Genomic DNA, 23,477 nt, shown 5'->3' on the forward strand with positions numbered 1-23,477 from the left:
GATGCTCATGAATTCCACCCTTCCCCGCAGACCCCGTTGGCGCAGCCTGGCCTTGCTCGCGCTGTGCCTGGCGCCGTTGCTGTGGCCGTTGGAGCACCTGGCCGAGCGTTATTACCGCAGTGAACTGGCTGGGCAGAACCGCCAGACCCTGGACCTTTACGTCGCCAACCTGTTGGGCACGCTGCACCGCTATGAGGTGCTGCCACAGATTCTCGGCGAGCTGCCGGCCCTGCGCGCCGCCCTGTCGGCCCCGGACGACGGCGTGACCCAAGGCAACGCCAACCGGCTGCTGAAAAACATCAGCACCCAGACCGGCGCCGAAGTCATGTACCTGATGGACCCTTCCGGTAAGACCCTGGCCGCGTCGAACTGGGACAAACACGACAGTTTCGTCGGGCGTAATTTCGCCTTCCGACCGTACTTCATCGAAGCCATGGCCGGGCGCCTGGGTCGCTTCTTCGGCTTGGGCACCACGTCGGCCAAGCGCGGTTATTTCTTCGCCGCCGCCGTGCACGACCGCGAAAAAGTCATCGGCGTGCTGGTGGTCAAGGTCGACCTCGACCACACCGAAAGCCTGTGGGGCAAGACCCCGGAACAGTTGCTGGTGACTGACCATAATGGCGTGGTCATTCTCACATCACGCCAGGAATGGCGATTTCGTGCGACCCGGCCGTTGGGTGACGATGAGCGCAAGGCCATCAGCGCGGTACAACCTTATCCAACCCGCGATCCCAAGCCACTGAACCTGGATGCCAACGCCTGGCTGACCCAGACCCAATCCATCGAAGAAACCGGCTGGAGCGTGAGCATTCTCGCCCCGCGCACGCTGATCGACCGTCCGGTGCGCACCGTGGTCGCCATCGGTGGCGCGGCGTTGCTGGTCTTGATGCTGTTGCTCGGGTTGATGATGCAACGCAGGCGCCATTACCTGGACCGGATCGCCTTCGAAGCCAAGGCCCGTCAGGAACTGGAGGGCCGGGTGGCCGAACGGACCAGTGACCTGGAAGGATTGAACCGACGTTTGAAGCAGGAAGTGCTGGAGCGCGAGCAGGCCCAGCAGGAATTGGTCCGTGCCCAGGATGATCTGGTGCAGGCCGGCAAGCTGTCGGCTCTGGGCACCATGTCGGCGAGCATCAGCCACGAGCTCAACCAGCCGCTGGCGGCGATTCGCAGCTACGCGGAAAACGCCGAGATATTGCTCGATCACCAACGCACCGAGGATGCCCGCGGCAACCTCAAGCTGATCAGCGAACTGACCGGGCGCATGGCGTCGATCATCGCCCACCTGCGCGCCTTCGCCCGCCGCGACCGCCACGCCCCGGAAAGCGTCGCCCTGCAGCCGGCGCTGGACGATGCCCTGGCGCTGCTCGCCAAACGTCGGCGAAGCATGGAAGTGGAACTGATCCGCGACCTACCGGCCGCCACGCTGTGGGTCGAGGCCGGCGAAACCCGCCTGCGCCAAGTACTCGGCAACCTGCTGGCCAATGCTCTCGATGCGCTCACCGAAAAAGGCCCGCCGCGCAAGCTCTGGCTCAGTGCCCAGGCCACCGAAACCGGCGTCAACCTGTACATCCGCGATAACGGCCCGGGGTTTTGCATGGAAGCCCTGGGCCGCGCCGGCGAGCCCTTCTACACCACCAAGACGCGCACCCAGGGCCTTGGCCTGGGGCTGGCGATCTGCGACACCCTGATGCGCGCCTTCGGCGGCGAACTGTCGTTCGCCAACCACAAGGAAGGCGGCGCCCTGATCACCCTGAAGCTGCGCGCCGGCGCGCCCGGGGTGAGCCTGCAACCGTCCGAGGACCGAAGTGTATGACCATCGATAACCGGATTGAGGTGGTGCTGATCGATGACGATCCCCATCTACGTCAGGCCTTGAGCCAGACCCTCGACCTGGCTGGCCTGAAAATCCTGCCCCTGGCCGAAGCCAAGGGCGTGGCCGGACAACTGCCCCGTGACTGGCCGGGTGTGGTGGTCAGTGATATTCGCATGCCGGGCATGGACGGCCTCGAATTGCTAGGCGAACTCCACGCCCAGGACCCGGAGCTACCGGTGCTGCTGATCACCGGCCACGGCGACGTGCCGCTGGCGGTACAGGCGATGCGCGCCGGGGCCTACGACTTCTTGGAAAAACCTTTCGCCAGCGATCATCTGCTCGACAGCGTACGCCGCGCCCTGGCCTTGCGCCGCCTGGTGCTGGACAACCGCAGCCTGCGCCTGGCCCTGAGCGATCGCCATGAACTCAGCGCCCGCCTGGTCGGCCAGTCGACCCCAATGCTGCGCTTGCGCGAGCAGATCGGCGCACTGGCCGCCACCCGCGCCGATGTGCTGATCCTCGGTGAAACCGGCGCCGGCAAGGAAGTGGTCGCCCGGGCCTTGCACGACCTCTCAAGCCGGCGCAACGGCCCCTTCGTGGCGATCAACGCCGGGGCCCTGGCCGAGTCGGTGGTGGAAAGCGAGCTGTTCGGCCACGAACCCGGTGCTTTTACCGGCGCGCAGAAACGCCGCATCGGCAAGTTTGAGTTCGCCAACGGCGGCACGCTGTTTCTGGATGAAATCGAAAGCATGAGCCTGGATGTCCAGGTCAAGCTGTTGCGTCTGCTGCAAGAACGCATGGTGGAACGGTTGGGGGGCAATCAACAGATCCCGCTGGATATCCGCGTCATCGCCGCGACCAAGGAAGACCTGCGCCAGGCCGCCGACCAGGGGCGTTTTCGCGCCGACCTCTATTACCGCCTGAACGTCGCGCCGCTGCGCATACCGCCGTTGCGCGAACGGGGCGAGGATGCGCTGATGCTGTTCCAGCATTTCGCCAACGAAGCCAGTGCTCGCCATGGCCTGCCGCCTCACGAATTGCAGCCGGCACAACGGGCGTTGCTGCTGCGTCACAGCTGGCCAGGCAACGTCCGGGAACTGCAGAACGCCGCCGAACGCTTTGCCCTGGGCCTGGAATTGGCCCTGGACAACAGCGCGCCCGACGGCAGCCCGGGCGCGCCGGTGGAGGTGGTCAGCGGCGGCTTGAGCGAGCAGGTGGAAAACTTCGAGAAAACCCTCATCGCCGCCGAACTCGCCCGCCCCCACAGCTCGGTGCGCAGCCTGGCCGAAGCCCTGGGCATCCCCCGCAAGACCCTGCACGACAAGTTGCGCAAGCATGGCCTGACCTTCGGCGACAGCGGCCAGGGTTCGGCCGATGAGCCTGATTGAATTATCGTCATTTCCCGTCAAGCAAGAGGCCCCGCAATGAACCGCGACAGTCGTTACCTGGAATCGATCCTGCACCACGACATCCCCTTGACCCGGGACATGGGCCTCAAGGTGCTCGATTGGCAGGCCCGGCAACTGCGCCTGTCCTTGCCGCTGGCGGCTAACGTCAACCACAAGAGCACCATGTTCGGGGGCAGCCTGTACTGCGGCGCCGTACTCGGTGGCTGGGGCTGGCTGCACCTGGCCCTGCGCGAGGAAGGCATCGAAGACGGGCATATCGTGATTCAGGAAGGGCAGATCAGCTATCCGCTGCCAGTGACACGCGATGCGACTGTGGTTTGCCAAGCGCCCGAGGAAAAGCTCTGGAAGCGCTTCCTGGCCACCTACCGGCGTTATGGACGGGCGCGGCTGGCGTTGCAAACGCAGGTGTTGAATAGCGGGAGCGAGGACGTGGCGGTGCAGTTTGAGGGGCAGTACGTATTGCACCGCTGAAACAGCGCATGACCCCGTGGCGAAGTACTTCTGTGTGGGAGCAAGGCTTGCCCGCGATACAGGCGCCGCGGACTTTCAGGAACCGGGGCGCCTGTATCGCGAGCAAGCTTTACTCCCACAATCCTCTCTGCCACAAGGGATCGAGCCGGGCTCAGGAGCGAGCAAGCTCCAACAACTTCCCACGCCACGCCGCTTTCGCCGGCAACGCCAGGAACGACGCATTCAACAGCGACTCACGCGGTGGATAACAGAACGGCTCACCGCTCAAGTCCAACACCTCGCCACCCGCGCCTTCCAATACGCCCTGGGCAGCGGCCGTGTCCCACTGGGAGGTCGGCGCCAGCCGGGGATAACAATCCGCCGCGCCTTCGGCCAGCAGGCAAAACTTCAACGAACTGCCGATACTGGTCAGTTGCAGTTCGCCCAGACTCCCACTCAAGCCCTCCAGCAGGCGCTCCTGCTCAGGGCTGGTGTGCCGGCGACTGGCGACCACGGTGAACGCCTCGCCCGGCGCCAATACATCACGAACCGCGATCGGCAAAGGCACACCGCCCTTGTCACCACGCCAGGCACCCAGCCCTGCGCCGCCCACGTAAAAGCGACCATTGGTGGGCATCGACACCACGCCGAACACCACGCGCCCCTGTTCCACCAAGGCAATGTTGACAGTGAACTCTTCGCTGCCGGAAATGAATTCCTTGGTGCCATCCAATGGGTCCACCAACCACCAGCGTTGCCAGCCGGCGCGTACGCTTTGGGCAATATCGGCGTCTTCTTCGGAAAGGATGGGAATATCCGGGGCCAGCGCCGTCAGCCCGGCCACGATCACATCATGAGCCGCCATATCTGCGGCAGTCACCGGCGACTCGTCGGCCTTATGGTTGACCTGCACGTTGGCGCGCCAGAACGGCAGGATCGCCTCGCCGGCCTTGAGCGCCAGCTCGACCACCGGAGCCATCAGCGAATGAGGAAATGTCATGACAGGAACGCTCCACGCTGGGTCAGCAGGTCACGGGCCAGGTACAGCGCCGCCAAGGCCCGGCCCTCGGTGAACTGCGGGTTCTGCGCCAGGGCCGAGAGCTCACGCAGGTTGACCTTGTCCACGCGCATCGGCTCGGGCTCGTCGCCCTCCAGCCGTTCTTCATACAGATCGGTGGCCAGCACCACCTGGATCTTCTGGCTCATGTAGCCAGGGGACAGCGACAACTCGGTCAGGTGTTCCAACTGTCGCGCACCGAAACCGGCCTCTTCCTTGAGCTCCCGCTCGGCCGCCGCCAGCACATCTTCCCCCGGCTCGATCAAGCCCTTGGGCAGGGACAATTCATAGGCATCGGTGCCGCCGCAATATTCTTCCACCAGCACTGCGTGATCGGCGTCGAGCATCGCCACGATCATCACCGCGCCGTAGCCTGCACCCTTGCTCGCCAGACGCTCATAAGTGCGCTCCACACCGTTGGAAAACCGCAATTTCAGTTCTTCCACGCAGAACAGGCGGCTGGTAGCGACGATCCGGCGATCGAGTATGGTGGGTTTCTGGCGCATAAACGGCTCCCTGGGCGATAGCGGGCTACTATACCCGGCCTATTCTGATTGTTTGTGTCGGATATCCGATTACCGCTGGAGAAGTTTTATGGCCTTGCTGCCCTGGCATGAGATCGATACGGTTCTGCTGGACATGGACGGCACCCTGCTGGACCTGCATTACGACAACCATTTCTGGCTCGAACACCTGCCCCAGCGCTACGCCGAACTGCATGGCGTGAGCCGGGCGATGGCCGAGATGGAGCTACAGCCGCTGTTCGAGCGCAACGCCGGCCAGTTGCAATGGTATTGCCTGGATTTCTGGAGCACTGAGCTGAAACTGCCGGTGCGCGAACTGAAGTTGGAAACCGCGCACCTGATCGCCTTGCGCCCGGACGCCGATACGTTCCTGGCGGCGATCAAACAGGCCGGCAAACGGGTGGTGATGATCACCAACGCCCACCGCGATTCGTTGTCCTTGAAGCTGGAACGCATCGAACTGGCCCCCTACTTCGAACGCTTGATCAGTTCCCACGACTACGGCTTCCCCAAGGAAAATCCGCAATTCTGGGACGCGCTGCAAGCCGACCTGAATTTCGACCCGGCCCGCAGCCTGTTCATCGACGATACGTTGCCGGTGTTGCGCAGCGCCAGGGACTTCGGCGTGGCGCACCTGCTGGCCGTGAGCGAGCCGGACAGTCGCAAGGGGCCGAAGGACACGGGGGAGTTCGAGGCGTTGGGGGATTATCGAGTCCTGATCGAAGGGCTTTGACAGGCTCTAATGTGGCGAGGGGATCTATCCCCGCTGGGCCGCGAAGCGGCCCCCAACCAGCCAACTCGGCATGCAAGGAAGATTGAGTTCACTGCTTTAGGGCTGCTGCGCAGCCCAGCGGGGATAAATCCCCTCGCCACAGGGGGCCGGTTACTCAGGGATACGCAACACCTGCCCCGGGTAGATCTTGTCCGGGTGCGACAGCATCGGTTTGTTGGCCTCGAAGATCTTGTTGTACTTGTTCGCGTCGCCGTACTCGGCCTTGGAGATGGCGCTGAGTGTGTCGCCTTTCTTCACGGTCACGAAGCGCGCTGCTTTTGCTACTGGGCCGGTCACGGTGATCTGGTCGTCGACACTGCCGACACCGGCGATGTTGCCCACCGCCAACAGGATCTTTTCCTTCTCTTCCTGGCTCGCCACTTCACCCGTGACGATGACTTTGTCGCCTTCGACGGTCGCCTGGACATTCGGATTACCCAGACCGACCTTTTCAATATGCTCTTTCAGTTGTTCGCTGGCATTGGCATTACCGGGGGTCAGCAGGTCGATCAGCTTTTCACCGGCTTCCTTCACAAAGCTAAAGATACTCATGGCACACGCTCCTTGATTAAGTGTCCAGACGCAAAGACTAGACCAGGCGAAACGAACCCGGTTCCCAGCCGACCAATGACCCCGCCACGCGCAAGCGCTAGAATCCGAACCTTCCCGCGCCCTGGAGCGAAGATGGACATCAAGCAGCTGAAATTTCTCATCGCGCTGGACGAAACCCGTCACTTCGGCCAGGCCGCCGCACGCTGCCATATCACCCAGCCGACCCTGTCGATGCGACTGCGCAGCCTTGAAGAAGAACTCGACCTGCCGCTGGTCAACCGCGGCCAGCGCTTTGAAGGTTTCACCGCGCCGGGGGAACGGGTACTGGCCTGGGCGCGCACGGTGCTGGCGGCCTATGACGGGCTGCAGGCCGAAGCGGCAGCCTGTCGGGGCAACCTGGTGGGTACGCTGCGCCTGGGCGTGGTGCCGTTGTCGGACTTCGACCCGCTGGCGATGATGCAGCGCTTGCACGCCGAGCACCCCAGCCTGCGTTTCGAATTGTCGTCCCTGAGCTCCGAACGCATCCTCGAACAGTTGGCGAACAACCGCATCGACCTGGGGGTTTCCTACCTGGAACGCCTGGACAACGAACGCTTCGAGGCCCTGCCCTTCAGCCCCACCCGCATGGGCCTGCTTTACGACCAGCGGTTTTTCTTTTTCGGTGAACAACCGCTGAGCTGGGAAGCCCTGATCGAACTGCCTCTGGGCATGCTCACCAGCGGCATGCATTTTCGCCAATCCATCGACCACAACTTCCACAGCCGGGGTCTGACGCCCCAACCGCTGTTGCAAACCGACGCGGTGCATCAATTGTTACAAGCTGTGCACGGCGGGCTGTGTTGCGCGGTGATGCCCCTGGACAGCGGCCTGGACGTCTTGACCGAAGACTTGCGCATCCAGCCTATTGAAAGCGCCCAGACGCTTGTCCCGCTGGGCCTGATCATGCGCCGCGGCGCCCCCCGCTCGGCGTTGGCGGAGGCCTGTTTCGCCCTCTATCAGAAATCACCGACAGCTTCTTGATCGACGTCATCTATTGGAAGATCAGTAATAGCGATTAGACGTGGCAGATTGCCGCATTTAGTCTTAACACTATTCCTACTTTCAGTGATGCCTATGAACGACAAGCCTCCGGTCAGTCCAGCGCCCGCGATGGAAACATCCACGCCGGTCGCCAGCCAGAGCTATCGCTACTGCAATCTGGACCACTCTCAATCGGACAGCACCGCGCTGGCCGAGGAAGTGGCGCTGGCGATTGCCTATAACGGCATCAGCCAGGCGGTCATGCTGGTCACCCCCACCGACCTTGAAGACTTCATCGTCGGCTTCAGTCTTGGCAGTGGCATCATCGAAGATTCAGCGGATATCTATGACCTGCAACTGAGCGGCACGGGTGCCGCGCACTATGCCCAGGTGACCATCGCCAACCGCGCCTTCTGGAACCTCAAGCAGCAACGCCGACAGTTGGCGGGCACCAGTGGCTGCGGATTGTGCGGCGTGGAAGCGGTGGAACAGGCCTTGCCAAACCTCAAGGTGCTACCCGGCGCACCACTGCCTGCGGCGCAATGGCTCGATGGCCTGCGTGACCGTATCAGCCAGTTCCAGCCCCTGGGCCAACATTGCGGCGCAGTGCATGCGGCGCTGTTCATGAACGCCCAGGGTGAATTACTGCTGGGCCGCGAAGACATCGGCCGGCACAACGCTCTCGACAAGCTGATCGGCGCGTTGATCCGGCAACAGGTCCCGGTAGCCGGTGGCGTGGCGATCGTCACCAGCCGCTGCAGCCTCGAACTGATCCAGAAAGTACTGCGCGCCGGCATCCAGACCCTGGTCAGCCTGTCGTCGCCCACGGGCCTCGCCGTGCAGTGGGCCCGCCAACACAACCTCAACCTCATCCACCTGCCGCAAAAAAGTGCGCCGCGGGTCTACAGCCCTGCGATGGAGAAACAAGCGTGAGCAATCATCAACAAGCCGACCAGAAACCCGTACCACGCTACAAGCCCTACAAGGGCCCCGCTGGTGGTTGGGGTGCGCTGATCAGTGTCGCTCAGGCCTGGTTGACCAGTGACAATGCGCTGAAAAATATCCGCATGATGCTCAAGACCAACCAGAATGGCGGTTTTGACTGCCCCGGCTGCGCTTGGGGTGACTCTCCGGAAAGCGGCATGGTCAAGTTCTGCGAGAACGGCGCCAAGGCCGTGAACTGGGAAGCCACCAAACGCCGCGTCGATGGTGCATTTTTCGCCAAGCACAGCGTGACCTCGCTGCTGGAGCAGAGCGACTACTGGCTCGAGTACCAGGGTCGTCTCACCGAGCCAATGCGCTACGACGCCGAAACCGACCGCTACAAGCCCATCAGTTGGGAAGCGGCGTTCGCCCTGATCGGCAAGCACCTGCAAGGGCTGTCCAGCCCCAACCAGGCCGAGTTCTACACCTCGGGCCGGGCCAGCAACGAAGCGGCCTACCTGTATCAACTGTTCGTGCGCGCCTATGGCACCAACAACTTCCCCGACTGCTCGAACATGTGCCACGAAGCCAGCGGCGTAGCACTGGCCCAGAGCGTGGGCGTGGGCAAGGGCACGGTGACGTTCGACGACTTCGAACACGCCGACGCGATTTTCGTCTGGGGCCAGAACCCTGGCACCAACCATCCGCGGATGCTCGAACCACTGCGCGAGGCCGTGAAACGCGGCGCCCAGGTGGTGTGCATCAACCCGCTCAAGGAGCGTGGCCTGGAGCGTTTCCAGCATCCACAGCATCCGCTTGAAATGCTTACCAACGGTGATAAGCCGACCAACACCGCGTATTTCCGCCCCGCCCTGGGCGGTGACATGGCGATCTTGCGCGGCATGGCGAAGTTCCTGCTGCAATGGGAACGTGAGGCGCAGAACACTGGCGCTGCGGCGGTGTTCGACCACGCGTTCCTCAATGAGCACAGCACCAACGTGCTGGATTACCTGGCGGCGGTCGACGATACGCCGTGGGAACAGATCGTCGAGCAATCGGGCTTGACCCTGGTCGAAATCGAGCAGGCGGCGCGCATGTACGCCAAAAGCGAGAACGTGATCATGTGCTGGGCGATGGGCATCACCCAGCACCGTCATTCGGTGGCGACCATCCAGGAAATCGCCAACGTGATGATGCTGCGCGGCAACATTGGCCGGCCAGGCGCAGGCCTGTGCCCGGTTCGCGGCCACAGCAACGTGCAGGGCGACCGGACCATGGGCATCAACGAACGTCCACCAGCGGCATTCCTCGACGCGCTGGAGCGGCGCTTCCATTTCAAGGTACCGCGGGAAAACGGCCACAACGTGGTCGAGGCGATCCACGCCATGGCCGACGGCCAGGCGAAGGTGTTCATTGCCCTGGGCGGCAACTTCGCCCAAGCCACGCCGGACAGCCATCGGACGTTCCAGGCCTTGGCCAATTGCGACCTGACGGTGCAGATCAGCACCAAGCTCAATCGCAGCCACCTGGCTCACGGCAAGGACGCGCTGATCCTGCCGTGCCTGGGCCGCACCGACATCGACCTGCAAACCGAAGGTGCGCAAGCAGTGACCGTGGAGGACTCCTTCAGCATGGTGCATGCTTCCAACGGCCAGTTGCAGCCGCTGTCGAACCAGATGCGCTCCGAACCGTGGATCATCGCCGGCATCGCCGCCGCCACGCTGGGTAGCCGCCCGGTGGACTGGAACTGGCTGGTGGCCGACTACAGTCGCATCCGCGACCTGATCGCCGATACCATACCCGGCTTCAAGGACTTCAACGAAAAGCTGAAGAACCCCGGTGGATTCTATCTGGGCAACAGCGCCGGTTCGCGACGCTGGAACACCCCGTCAGGCCGCGCCAACTTCAAGCCCAACCTGCTGCCGACCGACCTCGTGCATGAACGCACCCGTGCCACCGGCCAGTTGCCCGATCTGATCATGCAATCCATGCGGTCCCACGATCAATACAACACCACCATCTATGGCCTTGATGACCGCTATCGCGGCGTCAAGGGCCAGCGTGACGTGTTGTTCGCCAACGAAGCGGACATCATTCGCCTGGGCTTCAAGCCGGGGCAGAAAGCCGACATCGTCTCGCTCTGGGATGACGGTCGCGAACGTCGGGTCAAGGGCTTTACCCTGCTGGCGTTTGACATTCCGGCCGGGCAGGCTGCGGCCTACTACCCTGAAGTGAACCCGTTGGTGCCACTGGAAAGCACGGGCGACGGCAGCCACACCCCGACCTCGAAATTCGTTGCGATCCGCCTGGAAGCGGCAAGCGAGAATGGACTGATCCTGGCCAAGTCGGCCTGACACACAGTTCCATGGCGAGGAGATTGGGTTGTGTGGGAGCAAGGCTTGCCCGCGATGAAAGCGATGCGGTCTTGCAGAAATAGAGTCGCCTGTGTCGCGAGCAAGCTTTGCTCCCACACAGTGTTGCTCCCATCATCGTACTTTTCGAACGCCCACAAAAAAGGCCGTTTTCCATAGAAAACGGCCCATCTGAAGTAACTAAAGACCGGCCGATTTGCCTTAAGTTCCCGCCGAAAAACAATAACTTAGAGAATTGTGCACAAGTCGTGTTACTCGTCGGATTTCGATTGTAACCAAGCGAAGCCAGCCTCAGGATCGCGCCGTCATCCCTTTGAGGCTCCTCTATGAAGTTCTCCTCCATTCTCTTGTTGTCCCTTAGCCTGGCCAGTGGCATCGCTTCTGCCGGTGGTACTGCCGAAGCAGGTGTAGGCGGCGCATTGGGCGGGGTTTTGGGTTCGGTCGTCGGCCAGTCCCTGGGCGGCAACACCGGGTCCACTATCGGCGCGGCGCTGGGCGGTGCGGGCGGTAGTGCAGTCGGTGCAGACAAACACAGCCGCGGCGAAGCGGCGATCGGCGGCGCACTGGGCGCAGCCGGCGGTAACGTGGTCGGCCGTAGCGTCGGCGGCAGCACCGGCAGCCTGATCGGTGCGGCAGCGGGCGGTGGTGCCGGTGGTGCCCTGGGTAACTACATGGGCAAGGACGATGACGACGATCGTTATGAAGGTCGTCGTGGCGATCGTCGCTACTATCGCGACGGCCATCCGGGTCGCGGCCATGCCTATGGGCATCGCAAGCACAAGCATAAGCATCGCTATCACGATGACTGACCGCTGGCTTTAACTACCCGCCGGTAAAAGATCGCAGCCTACGGCAGCTCTTCCCAGAGTCTGACCGAAGGCTGCGATTTTTCGTTTCAGACCACCAACTGCTCCAATGCCCCGCGCAGCCGATCCGGAATCGCCACCGGCCGATTCGTTGCCCGATCCACGAATACGTGAACAAAACGCCCCGCCGCGCAAGCCTCCTCCTCGCCCGCCTTGAACACCGCCAGCTCATACTGCACCGAACTGCTGCCCAGCTTGCCGACCCGCAGGCCGATTTCAATCCGGTCCGGAAAGGCGATCGAGGCGAAGTAGTCGCAGGCCGAACTCACCACGAACCCCACCACGTCTCCATCATGGATATCCAGGCCGCCGACTTCGATCAGGTAGGTATTCACAGCGGTATCGAAAAAGCTGTAGTAGGTGACGTTGTTGACGTGACCGTACACATCGTTGTCGTGCCAGCGCGTGGTGATGGGCTGCAGGTGTGGGTATTCGTTGCGTTGGGGCATCAGGTGTCCTTTACGGTTGTTCAATGATCTTAGCGTGGCCAGGCCTTAGGCCTGCGCGAATCCCTTGCCCCGCGCCGCCAGCTCGCCGATCAGCCGCGCGGGCTTCCACTGGTCGCCCTGCTTCGTTTCGAGCGCCAGCAGTCGTGCGTGGATGGCTTCCAACCCCTGCCCGTCAGCCCAGGCCATCGGCCCGCCCTTGTCCGCAGGGAAGCCGTAGCCGTTGAGGTAGACCAGGTCGATATCGTGGGCCGACTCGGCAATGCCTTCCTGCAGGATCTTCGCCCCCTCGTTGACCAACGCCAGCAAGCAGCGCTCAAGGATTTCCTCCGGGCCGATCTCGCGCCGCTGGAAACCCAGCGTTTCACTGACCCGCAGCACCAGCGCATCGACCTCGACATCATGCTCGGCCTGTCGACTACCCGGCTCGTAGTGATAATACCCATTGCCGCTTTTCTGGCCGAACCGTCCCAGCTCGCACAAACGATTGTCCACCTGCACCTCGGGCGCATCCTGGCCCTGGCCCGCCAACTCACGGGCGCGCCACTCCAGGTCGATGCCCACGACGTCGTACATGCGAAACGGCCCCATGGCGAAGCCGAAACCTTGCAACGCCGCATCCACCTGATGGGGGAACGCCCCCTCCAGCAGCATCTTGCGCGCTTCCAACACATAAGGATGAAGCATCCGGTTGCCGATGAAGCCATGGCAGTTGCCCGATATCACGCTGACCTTACCCATGCGCTTGCCCAGCACCAGGGCCGCATCCAGCACCGCTTTGGAGGTGTGTGCGCCGCGAACGATCTCCAGCAGCTTCATGATGTGCGCCGGGCTGAAGAAATGCAGGCCCAGAACCTGAGCTGGCCTGCGCGTGACGGCGGCGATGGCATCGATGTCCAGCGCCGACGTGTTGCTCGCCAGGATGGCCTCGGGCTTGAGCAGGCCGTCCAGCTCGCGAAAGATTTTCTGTTTGAGTTCCAGGTTTTCGTAGACCGCTTCGATCACCAGATCCACGTCACGGATCGCCGCATAATCATCCGCCCGTGTCACCCGGGCGATCCGCGCATCGGCCTCACCCTGGTCGATACGGCCCTGGCGTACGCCATGGGCATAGGTCTCGGCCACGGCGACCAGTGCCTGCTCGAGCATCTGCGGATTGTTGTCGACCCACTGCACCGCCACGCCGGCGTTGGCCAGGCACATCACGATGCCCCGCCCCATGGTGCCTGCACCGACCACCGCGGCGCGCTGAATATCGAAAGGTGTCTGGCTCATGTTGGCTCTCTTATTGGCGATCCGAAGACAGCCTTCACCTTAGTCAGCCGCCGAATGTTTTTGAAATTTATTCGTGTGATGAGGGGCATTCAGCGGATGGATGCAGCTCACAGGTGCGCTTGGGCCCATTGGCGAACCTCAGCGTATGGATACGCTTCCAGTGCGGCATACCCAGGGATCTTCCGCGCCTTCAATCGGGTAAACAGCGGCACGCTGATCCCGCACAGGAAGCGAGTCAGGCGCTCGGCAGACGGCACGTTGCCGCTGTGCTGCTCATGCTTGTGGATAAAGTCGCCACACAGCGCCTCGAAATTTTTATCCACAAGCGCCGGCAACGCAGGCGGCTCCGGCAGGCGAGCGACATGCCCATGGCACACCGAACAATGGCCACACGGGCGTGGCGCATTGTCGTCACCGAAATACTGCGCCAAGCGATGACCCAGGCAACGGTCGGTGGCGAACAATTCGAGCATGGCGTGGATCCGCGCGATTTCACCCTGTTCATGCCGAGAGAAATAAGCATGTAGCTCGGCGCTCAAGACCGGCACATCCAGGTCCGCTTCCAGCACGCTGTACACCTCGGTCATCTGCTTGCTTTCCAGCTCGATCCAGCCTTTTTCCTGGAAATAATCCAGCGCCTTGACCACGCGATTACGCTCAGCGTGATACTGCTGGTACATCCCATCGAAATCCACCGTGGCCCAGGCCCGGGCGCGACTGGAGGTCTGGATGATGGCCGCGACAAAGTCCCTTCGCTCACCTTCGAAGCGCTCCAGCAGCTCGTGCGGCTCGGTCAGGTACTTGAAGCGATACTCCGCGAAATAGGCATAGCGCGGCGCGATCAACCGGCGCAACTCCAACTGGACCAACAACGTCTTGAGCGGCAATTGCCGGACGTTGCTCTGATCCGCCAGCGGGCCCAGCAAGAACTCCCATTGCCCATCGGCGGCGGCAGCCTTCAGTTCATCGAGCACGCAACGAATACCTGCAAGCTCCGGCGTATCGCCATACACAAAATTTTCCAGCACATTGAGGCTGTCGCGGTTGGCCAGCACCAGGCAATCGGACGGCTGCCCATCCCGTCCGGCACGGCCGATCTCCTGGCTGTAGTTTTCGATGGACTTGGGCAGGTCGAAGTGCACGACGTTGCGAATGTCGCTCTTGTCGATGCCCATGCCGAAAGCGATGGTCGCGACGATGCAATTGGATTGCCCACCCATGAATCGCCGCTGGATGGCTTCACGTTGGTCATGGGGCAAACCGGCGTGATAGGCCTCGGCCTCGATACCGTGCCGGCCCAGGTGTTCGGCGATCTGCTCGGCGGTTCGCTGCAAGGTGACGTAGACGATGCTCGGCTGCCCGGTACGCTCGCCCAACCACTGCACCAGCCGTTCGCGCTTATCGGCACCCCGCACGGGCTCGACCAGCAGATTGAGGTTCGGTCGGTAGAAGCCGGTCGTCACCACATCGGCGGCGGCAATGGCGAATTTCGCCTGCATGTCAGCGATGACCTTGGGTGTCGCGGTAGCCGTCAGCAGCAATACCTGGGGAATGTTGAACTGGTGCTGGTAATCGGGGAGCTTGAGGTAGTCAGGTCGGAAGTTATGCCCCCATTCCGAAATACAGTGGGCCTCGTCCACCACCAACAACGAGATCGGCACCTGCTGCAGGAAATTGCGAAAACGCTCGTTCTTCAGGCGCTCCACGGAAATCATCAGGATTTTCAGCTCACCCGAACGGGCCCGCGCCATGGCGTCGTTGGTTTCGTCACGGCTCTGGGCCGAATCGATACTGGCCGCCGCGATGCCGTGGCGCTTGAGGAACGCCAACTGGTCCTGCATCAACGCCAGCAGTGGCGAAACCACCAGGGTCAGGTGCGGCAGGAGTAAGGCTGGCAATTGATAACACAGGGACTTGCCCGAGCCGGTGGGGAAGATGGCCGCCGCCGACCGACCGGCCAGTACAGCGCCAATGGCTGCCTCCTGACCGGGACGAAACTGTGGATAACCGAAAACCTGTTCCAGGGTGCTGTGCATGCGCGGTCGCTCCTTTGACTGCTGCGATGCCCAAAGCCTAGCGGGACAACGCAGCGAGTCGAGAAAAGGTCGGGGTCAAAAACGATACCGGATGATACAGCCTCGGCGTCCTTGCGCCCTGCCACGAAGTGATACAAACCCGGGCACTTTGATGCCTCGTTCCCCTTCCGTTTGCAGTTTAAGGTTCGCGTCCAACTCATGCGTTACATCGAGGCCAGGAGGCCTGGTGCTCAAGACGATGTTCAAGGAACGAACGATGCCATACCCAATTTCCGCGCTGCGCGCCCTGGCGATAACCTCGGTCTCACTACTGGTCGGTTGCTGTCCATTCCCGAACGACCCGGCGTAGAACCGGCGGTGTTCGAAACCCCGGAATATCACGCGCAGCGAGGCTTGGCCGTGGTCAAGGCTTCGGCGTTGTATGCACGCGGCGGCACGGGCCAGGACGTGACCGTGGCGCTGATCGACTCAGGGCTCAGCACCGGCCTGAAGGAGTTCGAAGGCCGGCTGAGTGATCCGGGATTCGATTACGTCGAGAACCGTCCCGGCACGGTTGACCGCGTTGGTCATGGCACGCAAATGGCCGGCATGGCCGAGGGTTGATGGACCTTGAGGCGGCTTCGCGGCATGCTCCTGGGCCCATGGTTGACTGAGTCGTTGCATGGGGTCGGAGCAGGGGAAAAATATTCATCGTTGCGTTGAGGATTGGGTGCAAGTTTGGTGGTTACCAAACATCCCGATAATCAAAAGACACTTGATAGTCATACATTGATAAATCCAACGAACCTCTCCCAACAATTTTCACTGCGTGTAATCATTGCAACTAATTTGAAAAATGTAGTCAGGATCGTAAATACGCTTTCCTAAAATTCCTTCCAATTCATTAAGCTGTGAGTTTGTGAGGTCATAGCCCTCCCAGCCCTGCTGTTCGTTAGTCCACCCCATAATCTTCTTTAGATGTTCGTCATGCCCCTCCGGTAACCGTTCCTCAAAAGCGAGGAATCCGGTTTTTTTCTCAAAGGCTTCAATTATATAAATCATGGCTCAACGCTCCTGGTTTTATCTGCGGGCTTGGTTTGTTCTCCTGTAGTCGGATCATACTCACCGAGATGTAATCCACGCTTGTTATACATCTCGACTGTTCCGTGCTGTGAATCCCATTCAAGAATAGTTCCCTTAAGTGTTTTCCAGCGTTTTCTGAGGGCGCCACCACCTTTAACCCGAGTTTTACGGTCGGTGCGCACAGCATCAGGAAAGGCAATCAATTTTTCTGGAGCTTTATAATATTTATGATCCCCCGGAAGATTTAAAACAATATAAAGCGGCGAAACCCCAGAATCCGCCGGAAACACAAGAATGAAATCCTTGTACTCAGGTGGATAAATCGGGTTTACGATGATGCTGTCCGCCGCAAGCGTTGGCGGAAAAATCCAGATATGGGGAGCCTGTGGCGCGGCCTCCAGCGCTGGGATGCCCAACGTCGCGGAAGGGTCGATCGCCGGCGTCCAGATCAACTCCACCCCATCGCCAAAGTCCGCCACTTGCTGATCGCCGCGAGCCTGGAACGTCACGACGGGAATCATTTCCCACTCACGTCGCGTCTGGGTGTTGTAGCCGTATCCCTTGAGCGTGCCATCAGCCTGGGTTTCGACATGCAACCGAACCCGCGTACGAGCCTGCTCCAAGGAGCGCAGTTGCTCTTCGGTGTACAACGAACCGTCACCTAGGTTGGTGGGCATCAGCAATCCCACCAGGCCGATCAGTACACCCGCCGCCACCGGCGCCGTGACCGCGCCAGCAGCCCCGGCCGCCGCACTATAGCCGGCCGGCATCGTCCTACCCAAGACAAACGTGCCGAAACTTGCCGGCAACGACCCGCTGATGCGCTTAAGTTGAATGAGCTCTGAGTCGTCGGTCTGACGCCCACCCAACAAGGTAAATTGGCCGTACTCCCTCAGGGCTTCAGTCGGGATGTAACCGGTCGGGTTGTGGTAGTCGATCACCGAATCAGGCAGCTTGCAGGACTTGGCAAATACGCAGCCCTTCAAGTCTGAAGGTGGCGCTTCGCGAACCTGGACCAGACGCTTGCGCATGTACGCCGCTTGCCTGGCGAGCATGTCCTCATAGGCCTGTTGATCGGCGTCTCTTTTCTCCAGTTCACTCGGGGTCATGTCCCGCAGGATCCTGTAGCCCCGATCACCACCGTAATGCTCCCAGACCTGCGGAACACCAGTCTTTCCTTTTGTCATGCTTCGCCCTTGCTCGGTCGTCTTTAACCCATTGAAAGGGCGTGGCAAACCTTACCGGGCGACTAAAGGTTTACTCAGCAGACGGTTCCTAGACGGCTGTGAGATCTTTCTTCTTTTCCAATGAGCAACGATTTCCCCCTAAACTTTCCCTCCAGACGGACGCGCACCAATACCCCGGAACCCTCGCCATGCACCTCGCCCCAGACTTCCCCGACGATCACACCATGCGCCAGCTCATGGAACTGCTGCACGAAGAGATCGGCCTACCGGAGCGCAAGACGATCCGCCTGGGCACCGCGATCAATCTCGACTTGGGTTGCGATGGCGCGGATGCCCGCCACTTGATGGAGGCATTGGAGGAACGGTTCGCCATCGAGCTCATCGACTACGACGCCTACCGCTATTTTCAACCTGAAGGGTTCGATGTGTTTCAAAAACGCAGGGCCAAGGGCCGGGGGAACAAGATGCCACTGACCATCGGCATGCTTTACAAGGCAATCAAGGCGCAGAGATGGGACACGCGGGAAGTGGAGGAGAATGAGGTGACTTGAGCACCTTAAGTGGCATTATTCTGGCTGTCTGGGTCGATTTTCAGCTGGAATAATGGCAGTTTCCAGCCCTGCACACATAACTAACCGCCCATAAAAAACCGCCCATAAAGGGCGGTTTTTCATTCAACAACCAAGCCTTACAGCTGCGGACCCGCAGCCTTGATCGCGTCGCTCACGTCGAACTTCTTGAAGTTCTCGGTGAACAGACCGGCCAGTGCCTTGGCCGCTTCGTCGTAGGCGGCTTTGTCGGCCCAGGTGTTGCGTGGGTTCAACAGGCCAGTCTCGACGCCCGGAACAGCCAGCGGCACGTCCAGATTGATGATGTCCAGGTGTTCGGTTTCAGCACCGATCAGCGCGCCGCTCTGGATGGCTGCGATCACCGCACGGGTGGTCGGGATGTTGAAGCGCTTGCCAACGCCGTAGCCACCGCCGGTCCAACCGGTGTTGACCAGGTAGACCTTGGAGCCGAAACCGCGGATGCGCTTGATCAGCAGCTCAGCGTACTCACCGGCTGGACGCGGGAAGAACGGGGCGCCAAAGCAGGTGGAGAAGGTCGACTTGATGCCGCTGCCCGAACCCATTTCGGTCGAGCCCACCAGTGCGGTGTAGCCGGACAGGAAGTGGTAGGCGGCTTGTTCTTCGCTGAGGATCGACACCGGCGGCAGTACGCCGGTCAGGTCGCAGGTCAGGAAGATCACGGCGTTTGGCTCGCCACCGAGGTTCTTCGGTGCGCGTTTTTCGATCAGCTCACGCGGGTAGGCGGCGCGGCTGTTCTGGGTCAGGCTATCGTCGGCGTAGTCGGCTTTCTTGGTGACCGGGTCCAGGACAACGTTTTCCAGTACGGCGCCATGCTGGATGGCCTTCCAGATGACCGGCTCGTTCTTCTCGGACAGGTCGATGCACTTGGCGTAGCAGCCACCTTCGATGTTGAAGACTACGCCCACGCCCCAGCCGTGTTCGTCGTCACCGATCAGGTAACGGCTTTCGTCGGCGGACAGGGTGGTCTTGCCGGTGCCCGACAGGCCGAAGAACAGGGTCACGTCGCCCTCTTCGCCCATGTTGGCAGCGCAGTGCATCGGCAGCACGTCAACCGCTGGCAGCAGGAAGTTCTGCACGGAGAACAGGGCTTTTTTCATTTCACCGGCGTAGCGCATGCCGGCGATCAGCACTTTCTTGGCCGCGAAATTGATGATCACGGTGCCGTCGGAGTTGGTGCCGTCGCGCTCAGGCTCGCAAACGAAATTCGGCGCGTTGAGGATCTGCCACTCGTCCTTGCCGCCGGCGTTGTATTGCTCGGGGTTGATGAACAGGCAGCGGCCAAACAGGTTGTGCCACGCCGTCTCGGTGGTCATCTTGACCGGCAGGTAGTGCGCAGGATCGGAACCTACATGCACGTGGGAGACAAAACGCTCGCGCTCGCCCAGATAGGCTTCGACGCGGTTCCACAGGGCATCGAATTTGTCGGCCGGGAACTTGCGGTTGATCGGGCCCCAGGCGATGGCGTCCTGGGTGGTTGGCTCTTCCACAATGAAACGGTCGACTGGCGAGCGACCGGTACGATGACCGGTACGAACAACCAGCGCGCCAGTATCGGCAAGCTCGCCTTCACCGCGATTCAGGGCTTCTTTGACCAGTTCATCGACACTCAGATCGGTGTACACGGCGTTATTGGCTTGCGTCATGAGATTCCCCGTCGGCCCGTGGCCGAGTGCTCCAAACGTTTTGTAGTAGGAAGTCGCGCACTACTACCCGAAAAAAGTGGGCCGGATTATGCCAGAAAAGCCCAAAAAAAGTAGGGCCCTCCCGTCAGTACGGCGTAAATCCGGCGTTTGCCAGGAGATTTACCTGCGCTGAACCGTTTTAGTGTCGAGTATCTGACGGTGTGTCGACACCCGCACCGGCGAACAATTGAGCGATGTCGGCCGCGTCGAACAGGTAGCGCTCGTTGCAAAACTGGCAGTCGACCTCGATGGCGCCACCATGCTCGATCACCAGTTGCTGCGCATCTTCCAGACCCAGACTGACCAGCGCATTGCCGGAACGTTCACGAGAGCAGCTGCATTGGAAGCGCAACGGCTGGCCGTCGAACAAGCGTACCTGCTCCTCGTGATAGAGGCGATGCAACACGGTTTCGTTGTCCAGGCTCAGCAGCTCATCGGCGCTCAAGGTACTGGCCAGAGCGGTGATGTGCTGCCAGCTGGCGTCACGTTCTTCCGGGTCGCGCAGGCGATCGGCGGGCAGTTGTTGCAACAGTAAACCCCGCGCGCGCCGCCCGTCGGCGTAGAGCCAGAACCGGGTATTGGTCTGCTGGGACATGACGAAGTAGTTGGTGAAGCAATCGGCCAGGGTTGCGCCGTCCAGATCGACGATGCCCTGGTAACGCTGGCCTTGGGTCGGATCGACCGTCAGGGCCAACACGCCATTGGGCATCATGTCGGCCAGGGTCGCGTCGGGCGCGATCTGTTCGGCGTCATAACGGGCCAGGCCGCGGATTTCGCGCTCGCTGGAGCACTCGATCATCAGCAACGGCACCGGGCCATCGGAGCGGGCCTGAAGAATCAACAAGCCATCGAACTTCAAGGTGCCCACCAGCAACGCCGCAGCCGCCATCAGCTCGCCGAGCAGCTGTGCGACCGGCTCCGGATAGGGGTGCTTGGCAAGGACTTCGGCGTAGCTACGCTCCAACGCCACTAGCTCGCCACGGGCGTCGCTGTCATCGAAGATGAAACGTTGGGTGAAGTCAGTATCCGGTAAATCAGTCATAAGGTCTGGTATCTGAGGTGATGACAAATGATGGCGGGCATTTTATGGCCATTCCGGGTGGGTTCCAAGCAAGGCGGGGTTTTCTGACGGGAAGGCGCTGCCAACTCATCTGAATGTGTGGCCTGACACATTGTGGCGAGGGAGCTTGCTCCCGCTGGGCTGCGCAGCAGCCCCAAAATCTTACGGTCGCTACGCAACCGAGTGGGAGCAAGCTCCCTCGCCACGGATGATCTCCAATGGCCGGTGCCTTATTCGCTGTTGCTGCCATGAAACTTGAACAGGTCCCGGCGCTGCTTCTTGCTCGGCTTGCCGTCAGTGCTGACACCCAGGGCGCCGGCCTTGCGTTGCGCGGCGGCGGTTTCGCGCTTGGCGATGCTGGCCTCGGTTTCGCGATACAGCGCCTGCGCTTCAGGTGCACCGCGACGCACGATCGACAGGGCCTCGACCACCACGGTCTTTTCATCGAACCCGGTGCGGATGACGAACTCATCGCCGATGCGAGGCTCCTTGCCCGGCTTGCAACGCTCTCCCCGGTGATGGACCTTGCCGCTTTCGATGGCGGTCTTGGCCAGGGCCCGCGTCTTGTAGAAGCGCGCCGCCCACAACCATTTATCGAGACGAACCTTGTCGTCCTCTTCCTTTTTTTGTGCCACTGCCATTCCTCTTTCTGCCGATAGCCGGAACTGTACTACCGTTTTTGTCGGGCGCACGAATCCGGCCCGACGGATAGAATGCCCGCCAAACCGACGCCACACCTATCGCCTGGGTCGGAATCGGTTACAAGCACACACAAGTGCGTAGATAACTGTCGCCATTTTGTGATTATTCTGCGTGAATACCGCGATTCGCGGAGTCCACGATCCGATGCACTGATCGCAGGTTTTTTTATTGAAGACTTTTGACCATTTGACCGTTGTCGGTCTGCGCGAGTGGGTGGCGCTCCCGGACCTGGGAGTCGCGGGCCTGCGGGCAAAAATCGACACCGGGGCCAGCACCTCCAGCCTGCATGCCACTGACATCGAGCCGTTCGAGCGCGATGGCGAAAAGTGGGTGCGCTTCACGGCGCACCTCGGCACGGTGGTGCAGTTGCGCCATCGTCGCTGCGAAGCCCCGCTGGTGGCGCGCAAGACCATAAAGAGTTCCAACGGCCACGCTCAGGTCCGCTACGTGATCAGCACCACGTTGGCGCTGGGTGACAGGGTCTGGCGGGTCGAGTTCACCCTCGCCTGCCGCAAATCCATGCGATATCGCCTGTTACTGGGTTCCAAAGCCTTGATCGACGGCCAACTGGTGGTCAATCCGGGTACCAAATACGTTCAAGAAAAGCCGGTATTCCCGGTGTCCACTACCTCTGCCACAGGTGTTGCATGAAGATCGCTGTGCTGTCGCGTAATCCGCGTCTGTATTCCACTCGTCGCCTGGTTGAAGCCGGGACCGAACGAGGCCACGAAATGGTGGTGATCGATACCCTGCGCGCCTACATGAACATCGCCAGCCACAAGCCGCAGATCCATTATCGTGGCAAGCCGCTGGAAGGGTTCGACGCGGTGATCCCCCGCATCGGCGCATCGGTGACGTTCTATGGTTGCGCGGTGTTGCGCCAGTTCGAAATGATGGGGGTGTTTCCCCTCAACGAGTCGGTGGCCATCGCCCGCTCCCGGGACAAACTACGCTCGCTGCAACTGCTGTCGCGGCGCGGGATCGGCCTGCCAGTCACCGGTTTCGCCCACTCCCCCGACGACATTCCCGACCTGATCGCGATGGTCAACGGCGCACCGCTGGTGATCAAGGTGCTGGAAGGCACCCAGGGCATCGGCGTGGTCCTGTGTGAAACCGCGACGGCGGCGGAGTCGGTGATCGAAGCGTTCATGGGTCTGAAGCAGAACATCATGGTCCAGGAATACATCAAGGAAGCCGGTGGCGCGGATATTCGCTGCTTCGTGGTCGGCGACAAAGTGATTGCCTCGATGAAGCGCCAGGCCAAGCCCGGTGAGTTCCGCTCCAACCTGCATCGCGGTGGTAGCGCCAGCCTGATCAAGATCACCCCGGAAGAACGCATGACCGCCCTGCGGGCCGCAAAAGTCATGGGCCTTGCCGTGGCCGGCGTGGATATCCTGCGCTCCAATCACGGACCGCTGGTGATGGAGGTCAACTCCTCGCCAGGCCTGGAAGGCATCGAGACCACCACGAGCAAGAACGTGGCGGGGATCATCATCGAGCACCTGGAAAAGAATGGCGGGCCGAACATGACCCGGACCAAGGGCAAGGGCTGACTCAATACAAGACCCTGTGGGAGCGAGCTTTTGTGGGAGCCGAGCTTGCTCGCGATGGCGGTGAATCAGTAAAGTTGATCTTGACTGACACACCGCCATCGCGAGCAAGCTCGGCTCCCACA

General features: G+C 61.2%; 22 protein-coding genes and 1 pseudogene. 12 read left to right on the forward strand and 11 right to left on the reverse strand.

The features are described from left to right. Positions 1–7: 7 nt before the first annotated feature. The 3 genes from AC3A5O_RS01855 to AC3A5O_RS01865 are packed head-to-tail and all read left to right on the forward strand — an operon-like array spanning position 8 to position 3,696. Positions 8–1,816 (forward strand): sensor histidine kinase, encoded by a 1,809-nt coding sequence (locus tag AC3A5O_RS01855; RefSeq protein ID WP_122565207.1) that lies wholly within the window; start codon positions 8–10, stop codon positions 1,814–1,816. After that, the gene (locus tag AC3A5O_RS01860; RefSeq protein WP_305491516.1) at positions 1,813–3,204 is read left to right on the forward strand and encodes a sigma-54-dependent transcriptional regulator; all 1,392 of its coding nucleotides are present in this window, start codon (positions 1,813–1,815) and stop codon (positions 3,202–3,204) included. Before AC3A5O_RS01855 ends, AC3A5O_RS01860 begins: the two co-directional genes overlap by 4 nt. 36 nt (positions 3,205–3,240) lie before the next feature. After that, a complete protein-coding gene (locus AC3A5O_RS01865; protein ID WP_122565205.1) occupies positions 3,241–3,696 on the forward strand; it encodes a YiiD C-terminal domain-containing protein in 456 nt (151 codons plus the stop codon). Between the two features lie 151 nt (positions 3,697–3,847). Here the strand turns inward: AC3A5O_RS01865 and cysQ are convergent, their stop codons facing one another. Together cysQ and nudE are read right to left on the reverse strand one after the other, a co-directional pair. Continuing rightward, positions 3,848–4,675 (reverse strand): 3'(2'),5'-bisphosphate nucleotidase CysQ, encoded by an 828-nt coding sequence (gene cysQ, locus AC3A5O_RS01870; RefSeq protein ID WP_122565204.1) that lies wholly within the window; start codon positions 4,673–4,675, stop codon positions 3,848–3,850. Beyond that, the gene (nudE, locus tag AC3A5O_RS01875) at positions 4,672–5,238 is read right to left on the reverse strand and encodes an ADP compounds hydrolase NudE (protein ID WP_214510973.1); all 567 of its coding nucleotides are present in this window, start codon (positions 5,236–5,238) and stop codon (positions 4,672–4,674) included. Before nudE ends, cysQ begins: the two co-directional genes overlap by 4 nt. Positions 5,239–5,326: 88 nt before the next feature. Here nudE and yrfG point away from each other — a divergent pair, with 88 nt between their 5' ends. After that, positions 5,327–5,989 carry a GMP/IMP nucleotidase gene (gene yrfG, locus AC3A5O_RS01880; RefSeq protein WP_122565202.1) on the forward strand — a complete coding sequence of 221 codons (663 nt, stop codon included), beginning with the start codon at positions 5,327–5,329 and terminating at the stop codon, positions 5,987–5,989. 150 nt (positions 5,990–6,139) lie between these two features. Here yrfG and lysM read toward each other — a convergent pair whose 3' ends face one another. Then, positions 6,140–6,580, reverse strand: coding sequence for a peptidoglycan-binding protein LysM (gene lysM / locus AC3A5O_RS01885; RefSeq protein ID WP_092330074.1), 441 nt, complete (start codon positions 6,578–6,580; stop codon positions 6,140–6,142). Between the two features lie 132 nt (positions 6,581–6,712). On the opposite strand from lysM, the gene AC3A5O_RS01890 reads away from it, so the two are divergent. From AC3A5O_RS01890 to AC3A5O_RS01905, 4 genes are all read left to right on the forward strand, one after another. Next, positions 6,713–7,600, forward strand: coding sequence for a LysR family transcriptional regulator (locus AC3A5O_RS01890; protein WP_305469235.1), 888 nt, complete (start codon positions 6,713–6,715; stop codon positions 7,598–7,600). A 93-nt stretch (positions 7,601–7,693) separates the two neighbouring features. Further along, positions 7,694–8,533 carry a formate dehydrogenase accessory sulfurtransferase FdhD gene (gene fdhD / locus AC3A5O_RS01895; RefSeq protein WP_305469234.1) on the forward strand — a complete coding sequence of 280 codons (840 nt, stop codon included), beginning with the start codon at positions 7,694–7,696 and terminating at the stop codon, positions 8,531–8,533. Further along, positions 8,530–10,878, forward strand: coding sequence for an FdhF/YdeP family oxidoreductase (locus AC3A5O_RS01900; protein ID WP_122565199.1), 2,349 nt, complete (start codon positions 8,530–8,532; stop codon positions 10,876–10,878). The genes fdhD and AC3A5O_RS01900 overlap by 4 nt, the downstream gene beginning before the upstream one ends. A gap of 344 nt (positions 10,879–11,222) precedes the next feature. Beyond that, a complete protein-coding gene (locus AC3A5O_RS01905; protein WP_122565198.1) occupies positions 11,223–11,705 on the forward strand; it encodes a glycine zipper domain-containing protein in 483 nt (160 codons plus the stop codon). Positions 11,706–11,791: 86 nt separating this feature from the next. Here the strand turns inward: AC3A5O_RS01905 and AC3A5O_RS01910 are convergent, their stop codons facing one another. From AC3A5O_RS01910 to AC3A5O_RS01920, 3 genes are all read right to left on the reverse strand, one after another. After that, a complete protein-coding gene (locus tag AC3A5O_RS01910; protein WP_122565197.1) occupies positions 11,792–12,211 on the reverse strand; it encodes an acyl-CoA thioesterase in 420 nt (139 codons plus the stop codon). A 45-nt stretch (positions 12,212–12,256) separates the two neighbouring features. After that, complete coding sequence (locus AC3A5O_RS01915; protein WP_305469230.1) at positions 12,257–13,483, reverse strand: 3-hydroxyacyl-CoA dehydrogenase; 1,227 nt, start codon at positions 13,481–13,483, stop codon at positions 12,257–12,259. Positions 13,484–13,590: 107 nt separating this feature from the next. After that, a complete protein-coding gene (locus AC3A5O_RS01920) occupies positions 13,591–15,519 on the reverse strand; it encodes a RecQ family ATP-dependent DNA helicase (protein WP_305469229.1) in 1,929 nt (642 codons plus the stop codon). A 318-nt stretch (positions 15,520–15,837) separates the two neighbouring features. Between AC3A5O_RS01920 and AC3A5O_RS01925 the strand changes: the two are divergent. Beyond that, positions 15,838–16,110 (forward strand): annotated as a pseudogene (locus tag AC3A5O_RS01925) (serine protease); the annotation flags it as partial. 210 nt (positions 16,111–16,320) lie between these two features. Here AC3A5O_RS01925 and AC3A5O_RS01930 read toward each other — a convergent pair. Together AC3A5O_RS01930 and AC3A5O_RS01935 are read right to left on the reverse strand one after the other, a co-directional pair. Next, positions 16,321–16,560, reverse strand: coding sequence for a DUF7683 domain-containing protein (locus tag AC3A5O_RS01930; protein ID WP_305469227.1), 240 nt, complete (start codon positions 16,558–16,560; stop codon positions 16,321–16,323). Beyond that, positions 16,557–17,768 (reverse strand): colicin E3/pyocin S6 family cytotoxin, encoded by a 1,212-nt coding sequence (locus AC3A5O_RS01935; RefSeq protein ID WP_305469225.1) that lies wholly within the window; start codon positions 17,766–17,768, stop codon positions 16,557–16,559. Before AC3A5O_RS01935 ends, AC3A5O_RS01930 begins: the two co-directional genes overlap by 4 nt. 188 nt (positions 17,769–17,956) lie before the next feature. Between AC3A5O_RS01935 and AC3A5O_RS01940 the strand changes: the two genes are divergently transcribed. Continuing rightward, on the forward strand, positions 17,957–18,319 hold the full coding sequence (locus AC3A5O_RS01940; protein ID WP_122565194.1) for a DUF1493 family protein: 363 nt from the start codon (positions 17,957–17,959) through the stop codon (positions 18,317–18,319). Positions 18,320–18,456: 137 nt separating this feature from the next. Here the strand turns inward: AC3A5O_RS01940 and AC3A5O_RS01945 are convergent, their stop codons facing one another. From AC3A5O_RS01945 to AC3A5O_RS01955, 3 genes are all read right to left on the reverse strand, one after another. Beyond that, on the reverse strand, positions 18,457–20,001 hold the full coding sequence (locus tag AC3A5O_RS01945; protein WP_122565193.1) for a phosphoenolpyruvate carboxykinase: 1,545 nt from the start codon (positions 19,999–20,001) through the stop codon (positions 18,457–18,459). 178 nt (positions 20,002–20,179) lie between these two features. Beyond that, entirely contained in the window at positions 20,180–21,082 is a 903-nt protein-coding gene (gene hslO / locus AC3A5O_RS01950; RefSeq protein WP_122565192.1) for an Hsp33 family molecular chaperone HslO, read from the reverse strand. Between the two features lie 248 nt (positions 21,083–21,330). Continuing rightward, a complete protein-coding gene (locus AC3A5O_RS01955; protein ID WP_122565368.1) occupies positions 21,331–21,735 on the reverse strand; it encodes an RNA-binding S4 domain-containing protein in 405 nt (134 codons plus the stop codon). A 235-nt stretch (positions 21,736–21,970) separates the two neighbouring features. On the opposite strand from AC3A5O_RS01955, the gene rimB reads away from it, so the two are divergent. Both rimB and rimK read left to right on the forward strand, forming a co-directional pair. Beyond that, positions 21,971–22,453: a retropepsin-like aspartic endopeptidase RimB gene (gene rimB, locus AC3A5O_RS01960; protein ID WP_122565191.1), complete on the forward strand. Its 483-nt coding sequence runs from the start codon at positions 21,971–21,973 to the stop codon at positions 22,451–22,453. Beyond that, positions 22,450–23,355 carry a 30S ribosomal protein S6--L-glutamate ligase gene (gene rimK, locus AC3A5O_RS01965; RefSeq protein ID WP_003196697.1) on the forward strand — a complete coding sequence of 302 codons (906 nt, stop codon included), beginning with the start codon at positions 22,450–22,452 and terminating at the stop codon, positions 23,353–23,355. Before rimB ends, rimK begins: the two co-directional genes overlap by 4 nt. The last annotated feature ends 122 nt before the right edge of the window (positions 23,356–23,477 follow it).

The organism is Pseudomonas sp. Soil_N_39 (assembly GCF_057655955.1).